The organism is Sphingopyxis sp. 550A (assembly GCF_053569535.1).
Genome location: NZ_CM131615.1, coordinates 3597501 through 3615104 on the forward strand (window position 1 = coordinate 3597501; position 17604 = coordinate 3615104).

The window sequence follows — 17604 nt, forward strand, 5'->3', positions numbered from 1 at the left end:
ACGCGCAGCGATAAGGGTCGCGCCCTGGACGCCTCGTCCCGGCCCTTGCATTCGCGCCGAAATACCGAAGGATTGGATGCCCCGTGAGGATTCGAACCTCAATAGACGGAATCAGAATCCGTAGTCTTACCATTAGACGACGGGGCAGGAGCGGGCGCCAATAAACGGCTGTTTTCCGGGGGTCAAGAGGAATCCTGTGACGATTGTGTGACGTCACATAAAGTCACAGTGTGACAATTGCCCTGCGACTCGTGCGACCGTTCGTCTCATTGCGGCTGCTGCGCCCCACGCAACAGCCCGCTTGCTCTGGCGCATTTCGCCGCTAGCATCATCTCCAAGAAAAAGGGGCCGCGTCCCGGCGCAGGCGCCCGATCATGGAGGTGGACTGATGCGTCATGTCGCGATCGTCGGGTCGGGTCCGGCGGGATATTATACCGCCGAAGCCTTGCAAAAGGCCGAGGATATCGCGATCGACGTCATCGACCGGCTGCCCGTCCCCTATGGGCTGATCCGCACCGGGGTTGCCCCCGACCATCAATCGATCAAGGCGGTGTCGCGCCGCTACGAAGGCGTCGCCCTCACCGACAATGTCCGCTTCGTCGGCCATGTCTCGGTCGGCGGCGACGTCGGCATCGACGAACTCACCGAGCTGTACGACGCGGTCGTGCTCGCGACCGGCGCGCCGCACGACCGGCCGCTCGCCATCCCCGGCGCCGACCGGCCGGGGGTGATCGGCAGCGCCGCCTTCGTCGGCTGGTACAACGGCCATCCCGATTTCGCCGCGCTCGATCCGCCGCTCGACGCGCCGGGCGTGGTGGTGATCGGCAACGGCAATGTCGCACTCGACGTCGCGCGCATTCTTGCCAAGACTCCGGCCGAATTCGCGGGCAGCGACATCGTCGCCCATGCGCGCGATGCGCTGTCGGCAAGCGCGGTGCGCGAGATCCACATCCTCGGCCGCCGCGGTCCGCACCAGATCGCGATGACCCCCAAGGAGCTCGGCGAGCTCGGCCATCTCGAACGCGCCGCCCCGCGCGTCGACCCCGCCGACCTGCCGCCCGAGGGCGACGACGCGATGCTCGAACCCGGCATGCGCAAGTCGGTGACGCATCTGCGCAGCTTCGCCGCCAATCCGGTCGCCAAGCCGGTGACGATCGATTTCGACTTCTTCGCCATGCCGGTCGCGATCGAGGGCACCGAAAGCGGAAACGGCCGCGTCCAGCGCGTCATCGTCGAAAAGACCGAGCTCGATGCCGAGCTGCGCAGCCACGGCACCGGCGAAACCTATGCGATCGAGGCGGGACTGGTCGTGAGCTGCATCGGCTATCAGACCCCGCCGATCCCCGGCGTCCCCTATGAGCATGGCCGCGGCCGCTTCGCGAGCGACGAGGGGCGCATCCTGCCCGGCCTCTACGCGGTCGGCTGGGCGCGGCGCGGGCCGTCGGGGACGATCGGCACCAACAAGCCCGACGGCGCGCGGATCGCCGAGCTGGTGCTGGAGGATATCGGCCACGGCGCCGGCAAGGCGGGACGCGCGGGGCTCGACGCGCTGCTCGCGAGCCGCGGCGTCGCGCCGGTCACCTTCCGCGACTGGCGCCGGATCGAGGCGGCCGAAGTCGCTGCCGCGATCGACGGCAACCCGCGCGAGAAATTCACCAGCGTCGAGGCGATGCTCGCCGCGATCGGGCGGTGACGCCGCGCGCCGCCGGCTTTTGGCGCGCCGCGCTGCGCTGGCTGCTCACGCTTGCCTACGCCTATGCGGGCTATCGCCACCTGACCACCCCCGCGCCTTTCGTGGCGATCACCCCGCCCTGGGTGCCCGAGCCTGCACTCGTCGTCGCCGCGACCGGGGTCGCCGAACTGGCGGGCGCGCTGGGGCTGACGATCCCGCGGACGCGCAAGGCGGCGGGCTGGGGCCTCGCGCTCTACGCGCTCTGCGTCTGGCCCGCGAATTTCCACCACGCCTTCGCGCATGTCGCGATCGGCGGCACCACACTCGGCTGGGGATATCACGCCCCGCGCCTCGCCGCGCAGCCGCTGATCATCTGGTGGGCGTTATGGGCGAGCGGCGCGGTGGATTGGCCGTTCGGAATGAAAGAACGGGATTAGATCGCGATCAGGTTAGGCGGAAACGCCGCCTTACTTATCGCGTCATCCCGGCGAAGGCCGGGATCTCGCCGGTGCGTCATTACGATAGGGTGAGATCCCGGCCTTCGCCGGGATGACGATTCAGTCTGAAATAATCCTGTCCGCGATACGATCGTCGCGGCGTCCTATTCCGCCACCGGCGTCTCGATCGGCGGCTGCCCCTTCTGGCTCGCGGCATAGGCCTCGACCGCCTTCAGCACGCGCAGCATATTGCCGCTGGCGATCTTTTCGAGATCGGCCTGGCTGTATCCGCGCCGCGCGAGTTCAACGAACAGCGCGGGATAGCCCGACACGTCCTCCATCCCCACGGGCGCCGATTCCATCCCGTCATAATCGCCGCCGAGCCCGATATGATCGACACCGATCGTCTTCCTGATATGGTCGATATGATCGGCGACCTTCGCGACGTTGGTGGTGAGCGCCGGATGGCCTGCGTCCCAGGCCTTGAGCCCGGCCGCCGCCGCGGCGGGATCGCCCGGATACATTGCGTTCAGCCGCGCCTGCTCGGCGGTGCGCGCGAGTCCCTGCGCGCGGACATCGGCGTCGAGAAAGCCCGGCAGCAGCACGACCATGATGATCCCGCCGTTCGCCTTGACCAGTGGCAGCACGCTGTCGGGGACGTTGCGCGGGTGCGGGTTGATCGCGCGCACGCCCGAATGGCTGAACATCACCGGCGCCTTCGACGCGGCGATCGCGTCCTTCATCGTCGCCTCGCTCGTGTGGCTCAAATCGACGATCATCCCGATGCGGTTCATCTCGCGCACCACCTGCACCCCGAAATCGGTGAGCCCGTCGTGCGCGGGTGCGTCGGTCGCGCTGTCGGCCCAGGCGATGTTCCGCGAATGGGTCAGCGTCATGTAGCGCGCACCGAGGTCGTACATCTGCCGCAGCACCGCCAGCGATCCGCCGATCGAATGCCCGCCCTCCATGCCGATCATTCCAGCGACCTTCCCTGCCTTCATCGCCTTTTCCAGCTCGGCGCTGTTCGTCGCGAGCATCATGTCGTTCGGATAGCGTGCCACCAGCCGCTTGGTCACGTCGATCTGCTCGAGCGTCTGCTGAATCGCCTGCGGCTCGTCGGGGTTGGCGGGCACATAGACCGACCAGAATTGCGCCCCGACATGGCCCTTGCGCAGTCGCTGAAGATCAGTGTGCATCGCGATCTCGGGCGGGTCGGCGTCGGGCCGGGCGGTATCGGTCGTGTCGCGGAAATCGAAGGTATTGATCATGTTATGCACACGCTCGCGCAGCGCCCACGGCACGTCATTGTGCCCGTCGAACACCGGCGCCTTCTTGAGCGCGGCTTCGGCGACCGCTTCGGGCGATTGCTGCGCCAGCGCAGGAACGGAAACAAGAGCGAAAGCGGCGAGGCCAGCGAGCAGGATCGATTTTATCATGGGTGCGACCTTAAGGAACAAGGCGCAGAAATCGAGCCGAAATTTGTCGTCTGCACGCGACCGCAAGGTCGCGCTTATGATACTCACACAAAGACGCAAAGAGTGCGGTGCAGACGCGCGCCGCCCTCTTTGTGTCTTTGTGTGAGAATATTTTAAAGGCGCCTTCGGCGCGGTCCAACTTGACGTTTACGTCAACCCGGCGCAGCATCCCCGCATGACAGCTTTCGACGACTGGCGCGCCCGCTCGCCCTATTATGACGAAACCCACGAGGCGCTCGCGCAAAGCGTCCGCCGCTTCGTTGAGCGCGAGATCGCGCCGCATATCGACCGCTGGGAGGCCGAGGGCGAGCTGCCGCGCGAGCTTCACAGGAAAGCCGCCGAGGCCGGCATCCTCGGCCTCCGCTATCCCGAGCAATATGGCGGGCATTCGGAAGGCTTCGACAATTTCCACAGCCTCGTCGTCACCGAGGAACTCGCCGCGGTCGGTGCCGGCGGCCTCGGCGCGTCGCTGATGACCCACGGCATCGGCCTGCCGCCGATCCTTGCGCTCGGCTCCGAGGAACTCAAACAGCGCATCGCGCCGCCGGTTCTCGCGGGCGAAAAGATCATCGCGCTCGGCATCACCGAGGCGGGCGGCGGCAGCGACGTCGCCAATCTCAAGACGACCGCGGTCAGGGACGGCGACGATTATGTCGTCAACGGCGGCAAGATGTTCATCACGTCGGGGATGCGCGCCGACTGGCTGACCTGCGCGGTGCGGACCGGCGGTCCCGGCGCCGTGGGCATCTCGCTGCTGCTGATCGACATGGCAGCGCCCGGCGTCGAGCGCACGCGGCTCGACAAGATGGGCTGGCGGTGCAGCGACACCGCGGCGATTCACTTCAGCGACGTCCGCGTCCCCGCCGAGAATCTGATCGGTCCCGAAAATGGCGGCTTCATCGGCATCATGCGCAATTTCAACAGCGAACGGCTCGGCATGGCGATGGGCTGCTGCGCCTACGCCCGCGTCGCGCTCGCCGAGGCGGCCGAATGGGCCCAGAGCCGCGAAACCTTCGGCAAGCCGCTCGTCGGCCACCAGTCGATCCGCATCAAGCTCGCCGATATGGAGCGCCAGATCGAGGCGACGCAGGCGTGGGTCGATCTCGCCGCGTGGCAGGTCCGCGAAAACAAGGCGCGCCCCGCCGATTTCGCGATGCTGAAAGTGCAAGCGACCCGGATGCTCGAATCGGTGGCGCGCGAGGCGGCGCAAATCCTCGGCGGCGCCTCCTATATCACCGGCAGCAAGGTCGAGCGCATCTACCGCGAGGTCCGCGTCAACGCGATCGGCGGCGGCAGCGAGGAAATCATGCTCGACCTCGCGGGCCGGCAGCTCTTCGGAGGAGGAAAGAAATGAACGAGATTGCCCGAAGCTGGCCCGCCGAGGCCGAAACCCTCCTCGGCGATCTCGTCGATCTTCGCCGCGCCATCCACCGCGAGCCCGAGCTCGGGCTCCAGAATCCCAAGACGCTCGCGAAGATCAAGGACGCGCTCGCCGGGCTGCCGCTCGAATTTCGCGAGGGGCCGTCGACCACCGGCCTGATCGCGATCCTGCGTGGTCCCGCCAACGGGCGCACCGTGCTGCTGCGCGGCGACATGGACGCGCTGCCGCTCGTGGAGGATACGGGGCTCGACTTCACCTCCGAAACCAGCGGCGCGATGCACGCCTGCGGGCATGACACCCATGTCGCGATGCTCGTCGGCGCCGCGAAGCTGCTCTGCGCGGCGCGCGAGCGGCTCGCGGGCACGGTGATGTTCATGTTCCAGCCGGGCGAGGAGGGGCATCACGGCGCGCGCTTCATGCTCGACGACGGGCTGATCGACCCGCTCCCCGACGCCGCCTTCGCGCTCCACATCATGCCCAATGCGCCGCACGGCGTCTTTGCGGGGCGCGCCGGGCCGCTGCTCGCCTCGTCCGACGTGCTGTCGATCATAGTCAAGGGTGCGGGCGGCCACGCCTCGATGCCGCAAGACAGCATCGACCCGATTCCGGTCGCCTGCGAGATCGTCTCGGCGATCCAGACGATGGTGACGCGGCGCGTCTCGGTCTTCGATCCCGCGGTGATCACCATCGCGAAGATCGCGGCGGGGACGACGAACAACATCATCCCCGAAACCGCCGAGATGCTCGGCACGATCCGCACCCTGTCGCCGCACCGCCGCGCGATGGTCGCGGAGGAGTTGAAACGCCTCGCCCCCGCGATCGCCGAGGCGCACCGCTGCACCGCCGAGGTGCATATCGAGGAAGGCTTCCCCGTCACCATCTGCGACAGCCGCGCCGTCGCCTTCGGCCAGTCGGTGGTCGAGGAGACTTTCGGCGAGGCCGCCTGGCTGACGATGGACAATCCGGTGATGGGCGCGGAAGATTTCTCCTACGTCCTCGAAAAAGTCCCCGGCGCGATGTTCTGGCTCGGCGCCAGCGAGCAGGGCAGCGACTGGCGCCAATGCTGCGGCTTGCACAGCAATCGCATGGTCCTCGACGAAAAAGTCATGGCCCGCGGCGCCGCGCTACACGCAGCGCTGGCGGAGCGGTTTTTGAACGAGGGGTTCGGTTAAGGGAAAATCTCACACAAAGACACAAAGAGGGCGCCTCTATCGTGCAAGGTCGCCATTTGCGATCCGACGAACGCCTTCCTTGAACGTGGCTCCCCCAAAATTGATCAATAAGCCGAGCGGCAGGTCGAGCAGGCGCAAATAGGTCAGAACCTGTTTGCTGTGGAGCGGCGATAGCCGCTCCACCGATTTCAATTCGATCAGCAGCCTGCCTTCGAGCATCAGATCGGCCCGAAAACCTTCGGCCAGTTCGAGGCCGTCGTATCGAATGGGAATGGGCTTCTGCCGCTCGACGTGGACACCGCGACGCATCAATTGATCTGCCAAAATTGCTTCATAGGCCGATTCCAGCAACCCCGGCCCCAGATTTTGATGAAGGCGATATCCGCAGTCGACCACGATGCGGGCTATCTCCTCGACATTCGATCGCATGAGCAGCCCTCTTTGTGTCTTTGTGTGAGATTATTACGGCACCAGCACCGTATCGACCGCCTCCGCCGCGAGGTCGGGATAGTCGAGCGTATAGTGCAGCCCGCGGCTTTCCTTGCGGTGGAGCGCGCTCTTGACGATCAGTTCGGCGCACTGGAGCAGGTTGCGCAGCTCGATCAGGTCGGTCGTGACGCGGAAATGGCCGTAATATTCGCCGACCTCGCCCGACAGCATGTTGATGCGGTGCTGCGCGCGTTCGAGCCGCTTTGTCGTGCGGACGATGCCGACATAGTTCCACATGAAGCGGCGAATCTCGGTCCAGTTCTGCTTGATGACGACCTCTTCGTCCGAATCGGTGACGCGGCTTTCGTCCCACGGCCGAATCGCGGGCGGCGCGCCCAGTTCGTCCCAGTGCGCGACGATATGCTTCGCCGCCGCCTCGCCGAAGACGAAGCACTCAAGCAGGCTGTTCGACGCGAGGCGGTTCGCACCGTGCAGCCCGCTCTCGGTGCATTCGCCCGCCGCATAGAGGCCGGGCAGGTCGGTGCGCCCGTCGAGGTCGATCAGCACCCCGCCGCAGGTATAATGCTGCGCGGGCACCACCGGGATCGGCTGTTTCGTCATATCGATGCCGAGCGTGAGCAGTTTCTCGTAGATGTTGGGGAAATGCCCGGCGACGAAATCGGGATCCTTGTCGCTGATGTCGAGGTGAACGTAATCGAGCCCGAAGCGCTTGATCTGGTCGTCGTTCGCGCGCGCGACGATATCGCGCGGCGCAAGTTCGGCGCGCGGGTCGTAATCGGGCATGTAGCGATGCCCGGTAACCGGATGCTTGAGGATACCGCCCTCGCCGCGCACCGCCTCGGTGATCAGGAAATTCTTGACCTCCAGATTATAGAGGCAGGTCGGGTGGAACTGCATCATCTCCATGTTGGAGACGCGGCAGCCCGCGCGCCACGCCATCGCGATGCCGTCGCCGGTCGCGCCCCTGGGAGCGGTCGAGAATTGATAGACGCGCCCCGCCCCGCCGCTCGCGAGGATCGTCGCGCGCCCGACATGCGCGTGGACCTCGCCGCTCTTTTCGTCGAGCGCATAGACGCCCCAGACGCGGCCCGACCCCGAATAGCGTTCCTCGTGCCGCCCGGTGATCAGGTCGATGCACGCCTGCCCCGGCAGCAGGGTGATGTTGGGATGCGCCTCTGCGGTCTGGAGGAGCGCCGCCTGCACCGCCCAGCCGGTCGCGTCGTCGACATGGACGATGCGGCGGTGCGAATGCCCGCCCTCGCGCGTCAGGTGGAGCGCACCTTCCTCCTTGTTGAAGGCGACCCCCATCTCGATCAGCCGCTCGATCGCGTGCGGGGCGTTCTCGACCACGAACTCGACGGTCTCGCGCCGGTTGAGCCCCGCGCCCGCGACCATCGTGTCCTCGATATGATTCTCGAACGTGTCGCCCGCGTCGAGCACCGCCGCGATCCCGCCCTGCGCCCACGCGGTCGACCCGCCGGTCAGTTCGCCCTTCGCGAGCACGAGCACCCGGCAATGATCGGCGAGCGCGATGGCGGCGGTCAGGCCGGCCGCGCCGGAACCGACGATGATGACGTCGTGGGTCGGCGTGTCGGTCATGCTTCTCCCCTCCCGCAGGCGGGAGGGGCTGGGGGTGGGCCAGAATTCAGGGCCGACAGGATCGTCATCAACACGCCTTCCAGATTGGTAAAAACATCCGCATTCGCAAAACGGGCCGTTTGATAGCCTTGTCGGCGCATATAGCCATCTCTGCGACGATCCTCTTCCTGCCGCGCATCGTGCGAAATGCCGTCGAGTTCGACGACGAGCCTGGCCTCGCGACACAGAAAGTCCGCCACATAGGGGCCGATCGGCATTTGGCGGCTGAATTTCCATCCTTCGAGCTGGCGCCTCGAAATGGCGCGCCAGAGAATCCGCTCGGCGGGCGTCGTCTCGCGGCGCAGCCTTTGCGCCTTCAGCGTCTCGCGCGGCCGGAACCGACGGACAGGCCCACCCCCAGCCCCTCCCGCCTGCGGGAGGGGAGAAGAAGCGTCGCCCTCACCCATTCGCCGCCCGTGTCAAATTCAGGAACACATCCTCCAGATCGGCCTCGCGGGTCGAGACGTCGACGATACCGTGGCCCATCGCGTTCACCGCCGCGAGCACCTCGCCCGCGTTCACCCGGTCCTTGTTGTAGCTGATCGCAAGGCCGCGCTCGCCCTCGCGCTCGACCTTGTCGAAGGCGGGGTGCGACGGCAGCACCGTCACATCGGCGTCGAGCGTCACCAGCACCACCTTCTCGCGCGCCATGTCGACCAGCTCGCGGGTCGGCTTGTTCGCGATCAGCCGACCGTGGTTGATGATCGCGATGCGGTCGCACAGCTCCTCGGCCTCTTCCAGATAATGCGTCGTCAGCACCACGGTCACGCCGCGATCGTTGAGCGACTGCACATATTCCCAAAGCTGCTGGCGAAGCTCGATGTCCACCCCCGCGGTCGGCTCGTCAAGGACGATGATCGGCGGCGAATGCACCATCGCCTTGGCGACGAGCAGGCGGCGCTTCATCCCCCCCGACAGCGTGCGGGCATAGGCGTCGCGCTTGTCGGCAAGATGCACCGCGGCGAGCAGTTCATCCGAAATGCGCCGGTCCTTGGGCACGCCATAAAGCCCGGCCTGATTCTCCAGCGTCTCGAACGGCGTGAAAAAGGGATCGAAGACGATTTCCTGCGGCACGATGCCGATCGAATATTTGGCGTTGCGCGGGTCGGCGTCGATGTCGAAGCCCCAGATGCTCGCCGAGCCGCTCGTCTTGTTGACCAGTCCCGCAAGGATGTTGATCAGCGTCGACTTGCCCGCGCCGTTCGGCCCGAGCAGGCCGAAAATCTGCCCGCGTGGCACCTCGAAACTGACCTTGTCGAGCGCCTGCTTGCCCCCAGCATAAAGTTTGGAAACGGCGTCGATGCGGATGGCGGCTTCACTCATGGCCGCCTCCATAGCCGCGCGGCTCGACGGGCGAAAGGCGCGATTGATGGGTGAGCGCCGCGTTAACGCTAAATTGGAAAGTCGCCGCTAACAGCAAGGGCGTGAGGACCAGCCACATCTTTTGCCCGCTGCCCGTGCAGCGCGGCTTCGCCGCTTTTGCGCTTCTGCTCGCGCCCGCCGCCGCATCGCCGGCGCTGGCGCAGACCGGCGCGCAGGGCCAGGCCGACGCCATCGTGCTGCGGCCGCTTTCCTTCTTCCGGGTGGGCGACCTCGATTTCGGCAGCATCATCGCCTCGGGAAGCGCGGGCACGGTGCGGCTCGCCCCCGACGGGACGCGCACGCGCACCGGCGGCGCGACGCTCGTCGGCAATGACGGCGAACCCGCGCGCTTCGCCGGGCTCGGCACCCCGAATCGCCAAGTCAATATCTCGCTGGGATCGAACAGCATCTGGATCACCGGCCCCGGACAGCGGATGCGCGTGCGCGATTTCGAGATCGGCTCGACCCCGACCGCGATCCTCTCGACCTCCCCGACGCGCTTCGTCATCGCGAGCGCGCTCGGCAATTATAATTTTCCGGTCGGTGCGACGCTCGAAGTCGGGGCGAATCAGGCGCCCGGCGATTACACGGGCACCTTCACGATCACGCTGAACTATCTCTGACAGGCGATTGCGGGCGGGCATCGTGCTTGCTAAAGGCGCGTCGATGACCCAGCCAGCCCCCGCACCCGAGACGATCCGCACGCCCAAGACCCGCATCGCCTGCGACGGCACCGGCGACGGCCTCGCCAATGCGGCGCTCGGCCACCCGCGCGTGTGGCTCGAGATCGATCCCGACGAAGGCTATGTCGATTGCGGCTATTGCGACCGGCGCTTCATCCTGACCGGAGGCGTAGCCGACCACGGTTAAGCGCGGCCGACCGCCGCCAAAGGTTAAACCCGGCTTCACCATCCCCGCGCATCATCGATTCATGCCCTGATTGTATAAGTCTGTTCCAGACAGGAGCAGAATCGTGGGGATTCGAGGGACCAGCCTATCGCGAGCGGCGCTCCGCCGCCTCGCTTTCGCCGCAGCGGCGACCGGCACGCTCGCGGGCCATACGGCCTATGCCGCCAACCAGACGGGCACCGCCACCAGTGTCGTCGTGCGCCCGAATACGCTCGTCAAAAGCAACGACCTCGATTTCGGCACGCTGATCAGCGGTCCCACCGCGGGCACCGCGACGATAAGCCCCACCACCGGCGCACGCACCACCACCGGCGGCGTGACCGCGGTTGGGGCGGCGGCGGAGCGCGCGGTGTTTCAGGGCACCGGCGGCTTCCTGCTGATCACCGTTACCGGCGACGACAACGTCACCCTGACCCGTGCCGGCGGCGGCACCATGACCGCCAGCCTGGCGCGCGCGATCACGACGAGCGGCGGCGGTGTCACGCTTCTCGGTTCCTCGACGACGCTGCTGCCGAGCGGGGTGCAGACCTATTATGTCGGCGGCACGCTGACTGTCCCGGCGAACCAGACGCCGGGCGACTACAGCGGCACCTTCACGCTCACCGTCAATTATTTCTGAGCAGCCGCGCTATAATTTTCACGCGAAGCCGCGAAGCCGCGAAGAAATTGCCTCGGGCCGACAGGCCCCTTCTTCCTGAAACGCCGCAGCGCCTTCCGGCATGGCGGAACGAAGGCCGCTTCGCGGCTGACACGGCCTCTTCGCGGCTTCGCGGCTTCGCGTGAAACCCGAGAAACACGGCGTTCGCCCATAAGCACGGTTTGCGTGACAGCCGGACGCCCCTATATCGGGACCATGACAAGCCCGACCGACCCCCGCCGCTTCCTCTACCGCACCGACGCGCTCGACCCCGATCTCGCACAGAAACTGGCACGCGAGGCGCTCGCCAAGGCCGACGACGGCGAACTCTACCTGCAATATCGCGCGACCGAGAGCTTCGGATTCGACGACGGGCGGCTCAAGACCGCCGATTATTCGACCGACGCCGGGTTCGGCCTGCGCGCCGTTTCGGGCGAGATGACGGGCTTTGCCCACGCCAGCGACGTCAGCGCCGGCGCGATCCGCCGCGCCGCCGAGACGCTCGCGCTGCTCGATCCCGCGAAACAGGCCCCCGCCGGCCCGCCGCCGCGCACCAACCGCCACCTTTATGACGAGGCGAATCCGCTCGACCTCGTCCCCTTCGCGAAGAAGGTCGAGCTGTGCCAGAAAGTCGACGCCGCCGCCCGCGCGCGCGATCCGCGCGTCGTGCAGGTGTCGGTCGCGCTCGCGGGAAGCTGGTCGGTCGTGGAGATCGTCCGCGCCGACGGTTTCCTCGCCACCGACATCCGCCCGCTCGTCCGCCTCAACGTCTCGATCGTCGTCGAGGAGAATGGGCGGCGCGAGAGCGGCTATTTCGGCCTCGGCGGGCGCTATATGTACGACCATCTGTTCGAGGAGGCGCAGTGGAACCGCGCGATCGACGGGGCGCTGGACCAGGCGCTCGTCAATCTCCGCGCAGTCGATGCCCCCGCGGGCGAATTTACCGTGCTGCTCGGCCCCGGCTGGCCCGGCGTGCTGCTGCATGAAGCCGTCGGCCACGGGCTCGAGGGCGATTTCAACCGCAAGGGCACCAGCGCCTTTTCGGGCCGCATCGGCGAACGCGTCGCAGCGCCCGGCGTCACCGTCGTCGACGACGGCGCGATGGAAAGCCCGGTCGGCGGCGGTCGCCGCGGCTCGCTCAGCATCGACGACGAGGGCACACCCACCGGCGAGACGGTGCTGATCGAGGATGGCATTTTGAAGGGCTATATGCAGGACCGCCTCAACGCGCGGCTGATGGGGACCCAACCCACCGGCAACGGCCGGCGCGAGAGTTTCGCGCACGCGCCGATGCCCCGGATGACCAACACCTTCATGCGCGGCGGCAACGACGATCCGGCCGAGTTGCTGTCGCGCGTCAAGACCGGAATCTTCGCCAAGAGCTTCGGCGGCGGGCAGGTCGATATCGTGTCGGGCAAGTTCGTCTTCTCCTGCACCGAGGCGTACAAGATCGAAAACGGCAAGCTCGGCGACTCGATCAAGGGCGCGACGCTGATCGGCGACGGCCCGAGCGTGCTGACCAAGGTTACCGGCATCGGCAATGACATGGCGCTCGACGAAGGCATCGGCATCTGCGGCAAGGGCGGCCAGAGCGTGCCCGCCGGCGTCGGTCAGCCGACCCTGCTGGTCAGCGGGCTGACGGTGGGCGGCACGACCTGATATTTGCCGTCATCCCGGCGTAGGCCGGGGTCTCGACATCGCCACGGATCGCGCCGATGAGATCCCGGCCTTTGCCGGGATGACAATGGAACAAGGATGTGACTCCGCTCACTTGGCGGACGCCCTTCTCGCGCCTATAAGCGCTTCAAACATAAAAAGTCTTGGGCCGCATCGTTATCCGCGGGAGAGTTGCTCTCCCGGCACAGGGAGGATTTCATGCGTTCGAGTCTGCGTTTCATCTCCGTCGCCGCGATCACGGCGATGCTCGCCGCCGTCCCGGGGTCGGCGCAAAAGACCAGCGGTCCAAAGGAACGCTATGAAATGGACGTCGCGACGATGTCGGGCTTCGCCGCGATGGCGGGCGGGCGCGGCGGCATCGGTGGCGCGATGGGGATGATGTTCGGCGGCGATCCGTCGACCAAAGTCGCCTATCTGCTCGACCTGCGCCTCGGTTCGAATCAGGACGCGAGCGCGCCGCCGCCGAAGGGCGACCATTTCTTCCTGCCGCAGGCGAAGGTCGGAAAATCGCTGCCGCTGATCGCGCCCGAACGCGGCAAGGAAGAGGTGCCGCAGACGTTCGAGCGGCCGAAGGGGCGTTTGCTCCTCTATTGGGGCTGCGGTGCGAAGGCGGGGCCGGGGCAGCCGGTGATCATCGACTTCGCGAAGGTCGCCGCGGGCCAGATGCCGCCGGGCCTGATGTCGAGCGCGGTGCCGATCATCCGCGAGGTGTCGGCGGCGAACAGCCGCTCCTATGCCCATTGGCCCAACGGCAAGGGCGGCAAGCAGCCCCCGTCGGGCTCGTCGCTGCTCGGCGCGCACAAGGTGACGAGCAATTTCGGGCCCGAGATCAACTTCACCCTCGCGCAGGATTATATGCCGGGGCTCCAGGCCTCGACCGCGATCCAGCCCGACGGGTCGGTGATGATCCGCTGGAGTCCGCTGCAGCCCGCAACCGGCTATGCCGCCTGGGCGTTCGGGGGAATGGACCGCGGGGGGAGCGGCGGCGACGTCGTCTGGTGGACGAGCAGCGCAACGAAGGAATTCGGCGGCGGCCTGTGGGACTGGCTGCCGCCGTCGGTGGTCGCGAACCTGATCACCAAGAAGATCGTCATGCCGCCGTCGCAGACGAGCTGCCAGATTCCCGCCGAGGTCAAGAAGGCGTCGGGCGAGATGATGGTCGGCAACCTCAACGCCTTTGGCCCCGAGGCCAACTTCTCCTATCCACCCAAACCCGCGGGCAATGCGGTGTGGAACATCGACTGGACCGCGAAGGTGCGTTTCCGCTCGCACACGATGCTGCTCGTCGGCGCCGATTTCGGCGGCATGGGCGGGATGAGCGGCGGCGGCGGCGAGAGCACGCCCGCCGAGCCAGCGAAAAAGAAGAAATGCAAGGGGCCGCTCGGCATTCCGCTGCCGACCTGCTGATCGGGCCCTGCTGATCGGGCAAAGCGTGCCGGATATGCGGCGAGTCATCCCCGGTTAACGCGCGGCGGCGTAGGATGTCCAATGGGTAGGGTATGTTGAAGACAGGAGTCATATCATGCGTACGCTGATCCCCGCCATCCTCGCCGCCGCTGCGATCGTCGCCGCGCCTGCCGCCTTCGCCAAGGACAAGCGCACGCCCGAACAGCAGCTCGAAAAGCTGCTCGAAGGCCGTGTCGCCGGCAAGCCGCAGGATTGCATCAACCTCGCTACGGCCGGCAGCAGCCAGGTGATCGACAAGACCGCGATCGTCTATCGCGCCGGCGACACCCTGTGGGTCAACCGTCCGCGCGGCGGCGCCGACCAGCTCAATGACGACGACATCCTCGTCACCAAGACGAGCTCGTCGCAGCTCTGCAGCATCGACGTCGTCCAGTTGCACGACCGGATGAGCCACATGTACAGCGGCTTCGTCTCGCTCGGCGAGTTCGTTCCCTATCGCCGCGTCAAGGCCCGGTAACCGCCGCGCGTGACGATGGACGACGACAGGGAGCCCGCCGCGCCGCCGGCCGACTGGGCGGCGCAGCTGCTCGCCTTCTGGTTCGACGGCCATGGCATGGACGACTGGTACGGCGGCGGGCCCGACTTCGACGCGGAGGTGCGCGCGCTGGCGGGCGACTGGCGCGAGGTGCTGCGCGCGCAGCCGGCCGAGGCTTTTCTGACCGACCCCGACACTGCGCTCGCCGCGGTGATCCTGTTCGACCAGGTGCCGCGCAACATCCACCGCCACCAGGCCGAGGCCTTTGCTACCGACGACCTTGCCCGCGCGGTCGCGCGCGGCATCGTGGCAAAGGGCTGGGACCGGGACTGGCCCGACGAGCGGCGCCAATTCGCCTATCTGCCCTTCGAGCATAGCGAGGACATCGCCGACCAGCGCGAATCGCTGCGCCTGATGAACGAGCTCGCCGATCCGGTCTTCCACGATTATGCGAAGAAGCATTTCGACATGATCGACCGCTTCGGGCGTTTTCCGCACCGCAACGCCGCGCTTGGCCGCGCCAGCCGACCCGGCGAGGAGGCGGCGATAGAAGAGGGCGGCAATTGGTGATAGGGCGCAGGCCTTCGCCGCGCGGACAGGACCCATGGCCGAATTCACCGACACGCTGACCGACAAGCATATCGCCTTCATCGAACGGCAACCGCTTTTCTTCACCGCTACCGCGGCGGCGGAAGGCCGCATCAACCTGTCGCCCAAGGGCTATGACTGTTTCCGGGTGCTTTCGGAAAGCCGGGTCGCGTGGCTCGATCTCGGCGGCTCGGGGAACGAGACGCACGCGCATTTGACAGCGGACGGCCGGATCACGCTGATGTTCTGCGCCTTCGACCGCACCGCGCTGATCCTGCGCATCTATGGCCGCGGCCGCGCGGTGCTGCCGCAGGATGCCGATTGGGACACGCTCGCCGCGCATTTCACGCTGCTCCCCGGCACGCGCCAGATTTTCGTGATCGACATCGAAAGCGTACAGACGAGCTGCGGCTGGGGCGTGCCGATGATGGAATTGAGTCAGGAGCGCGAGACGCTGCGCAAATATCACCGTCAGGCCGATCCCACGCTCTGGGTCGAAAAATATCAGGGGCGCACCAAGAGCATCGACGGCCTGCCGACGCGCCCCACCGACCGCTATATCGCGGGCGACGCCTGATGGCGCTCGTCGAGCTGATCCGTCTCCCGAACGGCGTCGAGGCCGAATTACTGCGCGGCCGGCTGGAAAACGCCGGCGTCCATGCCGTCTGCTTCGACGCGGGCATGAACATCACCGAAAGCGTCGGGCTGCTGATTCCGGTGCGCGTGATGGTGCTGGACGAGGATCTGGAGGAAGCCCGAACGCTGATGGAAGAGTTCGGGGTCGGGTAGCCACGCAACCCAACCCCGCCTCCGTTCGTCCTGAGCTTGTCGAAGGACCGTTTTTCCCTTTGAAGAAGAGAAGGACCGTGCTTCGACAAGCGCAGCACAAACAGAACGGGACTCAGCCGCAAAGCCTCCCATGATCAAGGTCGCCAGTTACAATATGCGCAAGGGCATCGGGCTCGACCGGCGCCGCGATCCGGGCCGGGTGCTGTCGGTGCTGCGCGAGCTCGACGCCGATGTCGTCGCGCTTCAGGAGGCCGACCGCCGCTTCGGCACCCGCGCCAGCGCCATCCCGCCGCATATGTTCGAGGAACATAGCGATTATGTGCCGGTCGACCTGCTGGGTGGCCGCCCCTATGCGATCGGCTGGCACGGCAATGCGCTGCTCGTCCGCAAGGGGATCGCGGTCGAGGAAAGCCATGCGCTCCACCTGCCGACGCTCGAACCGCGCGGCGCAGTCGCCGCGACCTTGCGCATCGGCGACGACCGGCTGCGCGTCGTCGGCATGCATCTCGACATTTCGGGGCTGCGCCGTCGCCAGCAGGCGCGCGCGATCCTCCACCATGTCGCGGGGGGCGAGGCGCTGCCCACGATCCTGATGGGCGACTGCAACGAATGGCGCGCGGCGGGCGGCTGCCTCGCCGATTTCGGCGAGCATCACCGGCTCGTCGACACCGGCCACAGCTTCCACAGCCGGCGCCCGGTCGCGAAGCTCGACCGCATCTTCGCCTCGCCCGACCTCGAACCCGTCGATGCCGGCGTCCACCGCAGCCCCCTCGCCGCGCGCGCGTCGGATCATCTGCCGATCTGGGCGCGGTTCAAAACGGTGGAAGACTGAGCGGATTCCCCTCCCGCAAGCGGGAGGGGCAGCGAGACTTACGAACTTTGTTCGTTAGTCGCAGCGGGGTGGGACATGGCAACGTCGCTGCCCACCCCTAACCCCTCCCGCCTGCGGAAGGGGGATGATATGCCCAAAATTTAGGCAAATCCCTGCCTCGCCTGCCTGCCGCGTGAACGATCCGGCACGTCAGCGACGCCAAACCCGCCACAAAATGTCGCCTTCTACCGCGTTCGCGCAATCTGGCACGGCTGTTGCACCGCAACATGATGCCACAAGCAGAAGGGGGCATCATGAAGCTGATCCTGGCTATCATCAAACCGTTCAAGCTCGACGAGGTGCGCGAAGCGCTCACCGCGCTCGGCATCGCCGGCATGACCGTGACCGAGGTCAAGGGTTTCGGCCGCCAGAAGGGGCAGACCGAAATCTACCGCGGCGCCGAATATGCCACCAACATGGTCCCGAAGGTGAAGATCGAGCTCGTCTGCGACGACGCGCTCGCACCGCGGGTCGTCGAGACGCTCCAGCAAAGCGCCGGCACCGGCTCGATCGGCGACGGCAAGATTTTCGTCCTCGACGTGGGTCAGGCGGTGCGCATCCGCACCGGCGAGACCGGCGAGGCGGCGCTCTAATGAAGGGGGAA

Annotated in this window: 20 protein-coding genes and 1 tRNA gene; 15 read left to right on the top strand and 6 right to left on the bottom strand. The window is 66.5% G+C overall.

Translation table 11 applies throughout. The features are described 5' to 3' along the window. Window positions 1-73 precede the first annotated feature (73 nt). A tRNA-Gln gene (locus tag ACVENA_RS17395) sits at window positions 74-147 on the bottom strand. Between the two features lie 241 nt (window positions 148-388). On the opposite strand from ACVENA_RS17395, the gene ACVENA_RS17400 reads away from it, so the two are divergent. Beyond that, window positions 389-1693 (top strand): FAD-dependent oxidoreductase, encoded by a 1305-nt coding sequence (locus ACVENA_RS17400; protein ID WP_449326397.1) that lies wholly within the window; start codon window positions 389-391, stop codon window positions 1691-1693. Continuing rightward, window positions 1690-2109 (top strand): DoxX family protein, encoded by a 420-nt coding sequence (locus ACVENA_RS17405; RefSeq protein WP_449326398.1) that lies wholly within the window; start codon window positions 1690-1692, stop codon window positions 2107-2109. The genes ACVENA_RS17400 and ACVENA_RS17405 overlap by 4 nt, the downstream gene beginning before the upstream one ends. A gap of 164 nt (window positions 2110-2273) precedes the next feature. Here ACVENA_RS17405 and ACVENA_RS17410 read toward each other — a convergent pair whose 3' ends face one another. Next, the gene (locus ACVENA_RS17410) at window positions 2274-3545 is read right to left on the bottom strand and encodes a dipeptidase (RefSeq protein WP_449326399.1); all 1272 of its coding nucleotides are present in this window, start codon (window positions 3543-3545) and stop codon (window positions 2274-2276) included. Between the two features lie 214 nt (window positions 3546-3759). Here ACVENA_RS17410 and ACVENA_RS17415 point away from each other — a divergent pair, with 214 nt between their 5' ends. Both ACVENA_RS17415 and ACVENA_RS17420 read left to right on the top strand, forming a co-directional pair. Then, complete coding sequence (locus ACVENA_RS17415) at window positions 3760-4938, top strand: acyl-CoA dehydrogenase family protein (RefSeq protein ID WP_449326400.1); 1179 nt, start codon at window positions 3760-3762, stop codon at window positions 4936-4938. Further along, a complete protein-coding gene (locus tag ACVENA_RS17420; protein ID WP_449326401.1) occupies window positions 4935-6137 on the top strand; it encodes a M20 metallopeptidase family protein in 1203 nt (400 codons plus the stop codon). The genes ACVENA_RS17415 and ACVENA_RS17420 overlap by 4 nt, the downstream gene beginning before the upstream one ends. Before the next feature lie 36 nt (window positions 6138-6173). On the opposite strand, the gene ACVENA_RS17425 is transcribed toward ACVENA_RS17420, so the two are convergent. Genes ACVENA_RS17425 through ACVENA_RS17440 form a run of 4 tightly spaced genes read right to left on the bottom strand, consistent with a single transcriptional unit; the run spans window position 6174 to window position 9548 of the window. Beyond that, entirely contained in the window at window positions 6174-6566 is a 393-nt protein-coding gene (locus ACVENA_RS17425; RefSeq protein WP_449326402.1) for a GxxExxY protein, read from the bottom strand. A gap of 33 nt (window positions 6567-6599) precedes the next feature. Continuing rightward, window positions 6600-8186: an L-aspartate oxidase gene (gene nadB / locus ACVENA_RS17430; protein WP_449326403.1), complete on the bottom strand. Its 1587-nt coding sequence runs from the start codon at window positions 8184-8186 to the stop codon at window positions 6600-6602. Beyond that, on the bottom strand, window positions 8183-8632 hold the full coding sequence (locus ACVENA_RS17435) for an endonuclease domain-containing protein (protein WP_449326404.1): 450 nt from the start codon (window positions 8630-8632) through the stop codon (window positions 8183-8185). Before ACVENA_RS17435 ends, nadB begins: the two co-directional genes overlap by 4 nt. After that, window positions 8625-9548 carry an ABC transporter ATP-binding protein gene (locus ACVENA_RS17440; RefSeq protein ID WP_449326405.1) on the bottom strand — a complete coding sequence of 308 codons (924 nt, stop codon included), beginning with the start codon at window positions 9546-9548 and terminating at the stop codon, window positions 8625-8627. The genes ACVENA_RS17435 and ACVENA_RS17440 overlap by 8 nt, the downstream gene beginning before the upstream one ends. Before the next feature lie 101 nt (window positions 9549-9649). On the opposite strand from ACVENA_RS17440, the gene ACVENA_RS17445 reads away from it, so the two are divergent. From ACVENA_RS17445 to ACVENA_RS17495, 11 genes are all read left to right on the top strand, one after another. Continuing rightward, window positions 9650-10210: a DUF4402 domain-containing protein gene (locus ACVENA_RS17445; RefSeq protein ID WP_449326406.1), complete on the top strand. Its 561-nt coding sequence runs from the start codon at window positions 9650-9652 to the stop codon at window positions 10208-10210. Between the two features lie 43 nt (window positions 10211-10253). Next, entirely contained in the window at window positions 10254-10457 is a 204-nt protein-coding gene (locus tag ACVENA_RS17450; protein ID WP_449326407.1) for a zinc-finger domain-containing protein, read from the top strand. Between the two features lie 103 nt (window positions 10458-10560). Continuing rightward, on the top strand, window positions 10561-11115 hold the full coding sequence (locus ACVENA_RS17455; protein ID WP_449326408.1) for a DUF4402 domain-containing protein: 555 nt from the start codon (window positions 10561-10563) through the stop codon (window positions 11113-11115). A gap of 234 nt (window positions 11116-11349) precedes the next feature. Further along, the gene (tldD, locus tag ACVENA_RS17460) at window positions 11350-12792 is read left to right on the top strand and encodes a metalloprotease TldD (RefSeq protein ID WP_449326409.1); all 1443 of its coding nucleotides are present in this window, start codon (window positions 11350-11352) and stop codon (window positions 12790-12792) included. A 216-nt stretch (window positions 12793-13008) separates the two neighbouring features. Continuing rightward, complete coding sequence (locus ACVENA_RS17465) at window positions 13009-14217, top strand: hypothetical protein (protein WP_449326410.1); 1209 nt, start codon at window positions 13009-13011, stop codon at window positions 14215-14217. 115 nt (window positions 14218-14332) lie between these two features. Beyond that, window positions 14333-14734 (top strand): hypothetical protein, encoded by a 402-nt coding sequence (locus ACVENA_RS17470; protein WP_449326411.1) that lies wholly within the window; start codon window positions 14333-14335, stop codon window positions 14732-14734. A 15-nt stretch (window positions 14735-14749) separates the two neighbouring features. Further along, entirely contained in the window at window positions 14750-15322 is a 573-nt protein-coding gene (locus ACVENA_RS17475; RefSeq protein WP_449326412.1) for a DUF924 family protein, read from the top strand. 34 nt (window positions 15323-15356) lie between these two features. Continuing rightward, the gene (locus ACVENA_RS17480; protein WP_449326413.1) at window positions 15357-15917 is read left to right on the top strand and encodes a pyridoxamine 5'-phosphate oxidase family protein; all 561 of its coding nucleotides are present in this window, start codon (window positions 15357-15359) and stop codon (window positions 15915-15917) included. Continuing rightward, entirely contained in the window at window positions 15917-16129 is a 213-nt protein-coding gene (locus ACVENA_RS17485) for a putative signal transducing protein (protein WP_449326414.1), read from the top strand. The genes ACVENA_RS17480 and ACVENA_RS17485 overlap by 1 nt, the downstream gene beginning before the upstream one ends. A 130-nt stretch (window positions 16130-16259) precedes the next feature. Further along, the gene (locus ACVENA_RS17490) at window positions 16260-16961 is read left to right on the top strand and encodes an endonuclease/exonuclease/phosphatase family protein (protein ID WP_449326415.1); all 702 of its coding nucleotides are present in this window, start codon (window positions 16260-16262) and stop codon (window positions 16959-16961) included. Between the two features lie 293 nt (window positions 16962-17254). Further along, window positions 17255-17593: a P-II family nitrogen regulator gene (locus tag ACVENA_RS17495; RefSeq protein WP_257545498.1), complete on the top strand. Its 339-nt coding sequence runs from the start codon at window positions 17255-17257 to the stop codon at window positions 17591-17593. Window positions 17594-17604: the final 11 nt, after the last annotated feature.